The 6,475-nt window shown below is 52.3% G+C and carries 6 protein-coding genes; 3 read left to right on the top strand and 3 right to left on the bottom strand.

The genetic code is table 11. From position 1 onward, the window contains the following. Nucleotides 1-454: 454 nt before the first annotated feature. Entirely contained in the window at nucleotides 455-829 is a 375-nt protein-coding gene (locus ACN5NT_RS23805; RefSeq protein WP_136799351.1) for a DUF2237 family protein, read from the bottom strand. A gap of 609 nt (nucleotides 830-1,438) precedes the next feature. Here ACN5NT_RS23805 and ACN5NT_RS23800 point away from each other — a divergent pair. Then, on the top strand, nucleotides 1,439-2,899 hold the full coding sequence (locus ACN5NT_RS23800) for a SpoIIE family protein phosphatase (RefSeq protein WP_136799352.1): 1,461 nt from the start codon (nucleotides 1,439-1,441) through the stop codon (nucleotides 2,897-2,899). A gap of 306 nt (nucleotides 2,900-3,205) precedes the next feature. Next, nucleotides 3,206-4,117, top strand: a complete 912-nt coding sequence (locus ACN5NT_RS23795; RefSeq protein ID WP_419177131.1) for an alpha/beta hydrolase — start codon at nucleotides 3,206-3,208, stop codon at nucleotides 4,115-4,117. A gap of 98 nt (nucleotides 4,118-4,215) precedes the next feature. Here ACN5NT_RS23795 and ACN5NT_RS23790 read toward each other — a convergent pair whose 3' ends face one another. Further along, a complete protein-coding gene (locus ACN5NT_RS23790) occupies nucleotides 4,216-4,809 on the bottom strand; it encodes a hypothetical protein (RefSeq protein WP_419177130.1) in 594 nt (197 codons plus the stop codon). Here ACN5NT_RS23790 and ACN5NT_RS23785 point away from each other — a divergent pair. Next, entirely contained in the window at nucleotides 4,738-5,847 is a 1,110-nt protein-coding gene (locus ACN5NT_RS23785) for a multiheme c-type cytochrome (RefSeq protein ID WP_419177129.1), read from the top strand. The genes ACN5NT_RS23790 and ACN5NT_RS23785 overlap by 72 nt on opposite strands. 35 nt (nucleotides 5,848-5,882) lie before the next feature. Here ACN5NT_RS23785 and ACN5NT_RS23780 read toward each other — a convergent pair whose 3' ends face one another. Beyond that, nucleotides 5,883-6,374, bottom strand: coding sequence for a CIA30 family protein (locus tag ACN5NT_RS23780; RefSeq protein ID WP_419177132.1), 492 nt, complete (start codon nucleotides 6,372-6,374; stop codon nucleotides 5,883-5,885). Between the last annotated feature and the right edge of the window lie 101 nt (nucleotides 6,375-6,475).

Genomic DNA, 6,475 nt, shown 5'->3' with positions numbered 1-6,475 from the left:
CAAACCTAGAAGTGAAATGGTCGAAATACAGCATCGGAGCAGATATGAAAAAAAGGCTTAAACTAGCGCCATTCGGGACAAACCATGTTTTAGACTTTACTAATTCGTTTTTCTAGGACGGCCTGGCCTGAGGCTCCCTCAATAAAACGGACAGATTAATTAGAGAGCCTCACTCTGATCCCTTTTATTTTTGCAAAGTTATTTTTTTGATTTTGAAAGTGAATGAAAAAAAACATAAATGAACCCAAACATAACAGCAAAACTAAACAAGGCTCTTGTCAAATCATCATTTGACCAATAATAGGTCACACGATAACCATAAGACATAACACACAACACACTTACAAGACTAAGAAAATGCCAATGTTTTTTTCATTCATTCTTCTACACCACAATTGATAATATTGAACAAATCGGGGACATCCTCTCACAAGATTATGGCTGAACTCCTCATCTAATGATCTTTGCCTAAAGAGTGACGCAGGAGATCCTCAAGGCCTACATACTCAAGTGCGGACTCATGGGTCGCCATGAGATCAACAGATGGGGCGATTCCATGATCAAGGGCTTCTTTCCACCTCGAGGCACAAAGGCACCAGCGATCCCCAGGTTTCAATCCTTTAAAACCGAACATCGGTATCGGTGTGCTGAGGTCATTCCCCATATCCTTTGAAAAGCTGAGAAACTCCTCTGATACCACCACACACACGGCATGAACTCCAATATCCTCTTCTGTTACTTTGCAGTCTCCCTCTCGGCTAAAGCCTGTCAGAGGATCAAGGCTGCAGGTTTCGAGCGGTACCCCTAATACGTTCTTATGTGCTGTCATGGCAAATCCTTTCCGGGACAGGTTGGCAGGTGAATTTTGTCGCAGGTATCATCAGAGCAAAACTGCTGCATCTTCATTGTTATTCGCAATTTCAGATAGATGCTATGTATGTTTTGAGCTCAAAGCAAGTGAAAACAATTTAATTCCCCAGAAGGTTTGGTCGCTATTGCCTCTTTGGGCTGTGAAAATAATTTTACTCACATTAGTCGAAGATAGCCGCTTTTCATGGCCGGGTAGAGTCTATAAATTTAATTCTGTTATTGAACTGCACGACTCCTTCGCTGTGTTGCTGAGGTTGTAATTGCCGAAATGCAGCACAAAGTGTCGTCAGGTTGCAGTGGAATAATGTTCTTGGCAGAGAACTCTTGTAAAAGAGGGTCGCCAATGTGCTGGCCTCTTGTCTCATGACTCGGTAACTTCCTACTCGTATTGTAATTGAGCCAGCGATGAGTTAGGGTTGTTGATGATTACTTATTGAAACTAATCAAAAAATAGACGGATATTTTCACAAAACGCATTCAGCTTTTGAAGCAGCTTATGAAAATTGCGGTGAACTACTTCTTTGCAATTCTGGCCCTGACCTATTATGGCGGTCAGGTCTGACCGTTCATGGCAACCTTGTCCCCCGTGCGGCTGGGGACGGTGATCGGTTTAGGTTTTTTGCCCCTGCTCCTAATCAGGGGGCCAATGGTAAAGCATTTCCTAGCTGGTGCAAGCCATATTCACCGACCAGCCAGGGCCTTTATCCTCGACTTCGGCATCTGCCTCGGGGCGGCACTTCTTACCAATCTCTACTTTCTTCTGGTGCTGGGTTTACCGATCTACAGCCTGCTCTCCCTTTTTATCGGTTGCTTCATCGCCGGTTTTTTTATCGGTCTTGATTCCTCCTTGGCTACAGAACGAAAGGGAATTCTGGAAGCCATGGAAGAAAACCAGGAGATCCCGATACCTACCAGATTTTTTTCGTTGAGCAGAAAATACGCTCTGGTGGCCGTAATCACCACCGTGCTGGTTGGGATAGTACTCGTGCTGGTATTTGTGCGTGATGTGGAGTGGCTCACAGAGACATCCAAGGATCCTGATGCTATCATGGATGCGAAACTGTCAGTTATCTATGAGATATTGTTTATTATTGGAGCATTGCTGATTCTGGTCACTAACCTGATCGTCTCCTACTCCAGAAACCTCAAGCTGCTGTTCAAAAACCAGACCAATGTCCTGGAGCAGGTGCAAAGAGGAGATCTCAGCCGCAAGGTGGCGGTGGCCACCAGAGATGAGTTCGGGGTGATTGCCGGCCATACCAACCATATGATCGACGGGCTCAGGCACCGCTTCGAGTTGATGAGCGCTCTGCGGCTCGCCGAGGAGGTGCAGCAAAACCTGTTGCCAGTGAAGAGCCCGTATCTTAAGGGATATGATATCAGCGGATTCTCTCTTTACTGTGATCAGACTGGGGGGGATTATTACGATTACTTCCTGCTCCCCGATGAGAAGTTTGGTGTCGCGGTGGCCGATGTATGCGGCCACGGTGTCGGGGCTGCGATGCTGATGACCAGCGTCCGGGCTTATATGGTCTCGGCTATCCAGACGTACACCAATCCCGCTGATCTACTTGCCACCGTTAACAAAAACCTTACCAAGGACTGTGCTATCAGTGGTGTTTTCACCACCATGTTCTTCCTGGAGATCGATCAAGCAAGCAAAGTTATACGATGGGTCCGGGCGGGGCACGAACCGGCTGTATATTACCGGAGAGAAACCGGCCAGTTCACAGAGCTGGGGGGCAAGGGGCTGGTACTCGGAGTGGATGCCGATTTCAGGTTTGAGAACCAGGTCGAGCAGAACCTCAGTGAAGGCGATATAGTAGTCATCGGCACTGACGGCATTCATGAAACCATGAACAGGCAAAACCTCCTGTTCGGTAAAAAACGGCTGCGGGAGCTGATTGAGCATAACTCGAGCAGATCAGCCAGGGAAATTCAGCAAGAGGTGGTTCTTGAGGTGGAACGGTTTCGTGACGGGCTTCCCCAGGAGGATGACATCACTCTGGTGGTCATAAAGATAGGATAGTCCGGCTGGCCTGCTGAGAATAAATCGGGGACATCCATGATAAGTATTGTCCCCTTTTTACTCCCCAGAGCTTTCTGCAACGGAGGTGGCTGGCACGAATTAACATTTTTACCTTGCCATACAGTGTCCAGGCTATGCTATCAGTCGCATGAAAACGATACAGATACCGCAGCGGATCCTTGGGAAAAGAGCCCGAACTGAACCTTTGAGAAGTCGATGGCCAAACGGTAATCGGCCTGGAACCACCGCTCAGAATTGATTGAAAGCCGGGTCGATCAAGGCTCAAAACTGCTTATAATGAAGTTTATGAATTGTGGATCTCGACATCAGCGGGCTCTTGAGGGGCCCAGCCCTTCCCCTGCACGCCGGGTTGTTCATTCTGTCTGTCTCGCCCTGCTGGTGATGCTGCTTTTTTTTCTGGGGGGCTGTTCGCCGCTTAGTATGGTGAACACCATCGCCCCCGATGACGGCTTCGTCCTCGACGGGGCTATCGGCTATGGTCCGCTGGAACGCCAGAAACTCGATGTCTACTACCCCGAGGTCCGTACCCCCCAGAAACCGGTACTGGTCTTCTTTTACGGGGGCAGCTGGCTGCGCGGGGATCGGCAAAAATATCGGTTTGTCGGCCAGGCCCTGAGCTCACGCGGGTATGTGACCGTCATACCCGATTACAGGCTCTACCCGGAGGTGCAGTTCCCAGTCTTCATCGAAGACGGAGCAGCATCCGTGGCCTGGGTAAAGGACAATATCGCCGAATCGGCAAACGGCATCGTGCTGATCGGCCATTCGGCCGGGGCGCATCTGGCAGCGCTGCTGGCTCTCGATAACCGCTACCTGGAACAGGAGGGCATATCCGAGCGCACCATCAGCGGCATGATCGGACTGGCCGGGCCCTATGCCTTTGAACCTGAAAATTTTCGGCGCTTCAGAGCGATATTTGCCACGGCCCACCCCCCGGAAATCTCCAGACCGATAACCTATGCCCGCGGCGATGCGCCGCCGCTGCTTCTTTTGCACGGCACCGATGACAATGTGGTTCTGCCTCTTCACTCCCAGCTCCTGCAGGAGCGGGTGGATGATCAGAACGGCAGGGTGACGCGCCTCGAGCTTGAGGATGTTGATCACTTCGACATCGTGCTGGGACTTTCCGAGCCGTTTACCCATCTGGCCCCCGGAGTCCTCCCCAGTCTTGAGCGGTTCATTCGGGAACAGACCTGAGCCGATTGAACCATTCAGCACCGCGGCGTGTACCTCTGACCTGCTGCACATCTCTGTCCGGCAGGATCTTTGTTGTACTTTTTGAGGCTACTTTGATGCTACTCTAAGGTAGGTAAACAACGCGTGATAAAATAGGTATGCCAGGTTTCTGCGTGATGAAAAGTGGTGTCATGAGGGTCTGAACCGGAGTCTGGTGGCTGCAACATCAGGAGGAAATGATGAAACGCATGATCCAGTTCGTCACAGCTGTTTTTATCTGTCTGATCAGTTTGAATCTCTATGGCGAGGACCTCAAGCTCAGCGATGAAACCGAAGATTGCCTGGGCTGCCACTCCGAGCTCCATCCGGGGCTGGTTTCGTCCTGGCAGGCCAGCCGGCACAGCAGGGTGTCTCCTGCCCAAGGGCTGACCAAACCGGATCTGGAGCGCCGCGTCTCTTCCCCCGACATCCCTGACGAGCTTCAGCGGGTGGTGGTGGGCTGCTACGAGTGTCACAGCCTCCGGGTAGAGGAGCACAGCGACGCCTTCGAGCACAACGGCTACAGAATCAACGTGATCGTCAGCTCGGCCGACTGTGCCACCTGTCACAGCGTCGAGGCCGAGCAGTACGGCAGGAATATCATGGCACACGCCTACGGCAACCTGGTCGACAATACGCTCTACCAGGATTTCACCAAGGTGGTGAACAATCATTACACCTACGAGAAGGGGCAACTGACCATAGGCGAGGGCGACATGCTCACCGAATACGAGTCCTGCCTCTATTGTCACGGGACCAAAGTGGAAGTCAAGGGGCTCGTTACCCGGGATACCGACTATGGTGAACTCGAATTTCCCGACCTCGAGGGCTGGCCCAATCAGGGCGTCGGCCGCATAAACCCCGACGGCAGCCTGGGAGCCTGTTCATCCTGTCACACCAGGCACTCGTTTTCCATCGAAATCGCCCGAAAACCGTCAACCTGTTCGGAATGCCACAAAGGGCCCGACGTACCGGCATATAAGGTCTACGAGGTCAGTAAACACGGCAATATCTACCAATCGAAAATGAGCGACTTCAATTTTACCGAAGTTCCCTGGCGGGTGGGCACCGACTTCACTGCGCCCACCTGTGCAGCCTGCCATGCCAGCCTGCTGGTCTCGCCCGAGGGAGAGGTCATCGCCGAACGGACCCATCAGTACAACGATCGGCTCAGCTGGCGTCTTTTCGGTGTGCCGTATGCCCACCCGCACCCGATCGATGCGAACCTGGAAAAGGTGGTGAATTCACAAGGGCTGCCGCTGGCCGTGGAACTGAACGGTGAACCGGTTGCCGAATTCGTGCTCAGCAAAGAGCAGCAGCTGGAAAACAACAACAGGATGAAGGCGGTATGTCTCACCTGCCACTCCACCCAGTGGGTGGAAAACCACTTTAAGCGGCTCGACAACACGATACATACCACCAACCGCATGACCTATCAGGCAACCAAGATACTGAGCGATATTTGGGCCGGCGGTTTCGAGAAGGGGTTGCCCCAGGGCGAGAACATCTTCGATGAACAAACCGAGAGAATGTGGACGACCATCTGGCTCTTCTATGCCAATTCCAGCCGGTTCGCCTCAGCCATGGCCGGCGGCGGCGATTATGCCGTCTTTGCCAACGGACGCTACCAGACCACCGAACAGCTCAGAAAGCTGCTGGATCAACTGAAGCTGTATCGCGCCCTGGAGGAGAAAGAAGAGGTCGAAAAGTGAAGTGACCAGCCCATGAAGGCGGGCCGATATGGTGATCAGCGCCGGTAGGCGCTGATCAGGTCAACCTCGAGCCTGAATGGTCCAGCCTGTTTTTCAGAAATGAGAAAGCCGATCTGCTGGATCTTCCCTGGTGAGACTGGGTCCACGCCGCTCAACATGCGTCCTCTGAAGACAGGAACGCACTCGCTGAAAGGAACCTCCACCATCACCCACGTGTCGGCTTCAGTCTGGAACGTGTAGCGATAGGCTACGCCGTCGAAACTGGAGTCGAGCCGCAGCCTGAACTGATAGGTGTTGCCGTCGCCCCGGACACGCAGGACGATGCCGTCATAACCATCCAGTCTGTAGGGACGGGGCAGGGTGCGGGTCGAGGAGAACCCACCGTTGTTCTCCAGCGAGAGGGTTCCCCGGAACACAGCGGTGCCCGAGTCGGTTCTGATATTTTCACCCCGCGATAATCCGCCCATCACGCCGTCATTCACCACCCGCCAATCCTGCAGGTCAGCCGGATTTTCAAAGTCGAAAATAAATAGTAAATAGGAGACAGACCAGAATGGCGCTAGTTTAAGCCCTTTTTAGCAACATATTTACTCCTGTGTGGAATCTCTCTCATAATGGCCCTGGGCTT

Source organism: Desulfosediminicola sp. (assembly GCF_048381775.1).
GTDB lineage: Bacteria > Desulfobacterota > Desulfobulbia > Desulfobulbales > Desulfocapsaceae > Desulfopila > Desulfopila ganghwensis.
Note: the sequence above shows the minus strand (reverse complement) of the source record. Positions and strands in the feature narration are given on the sequence as shown.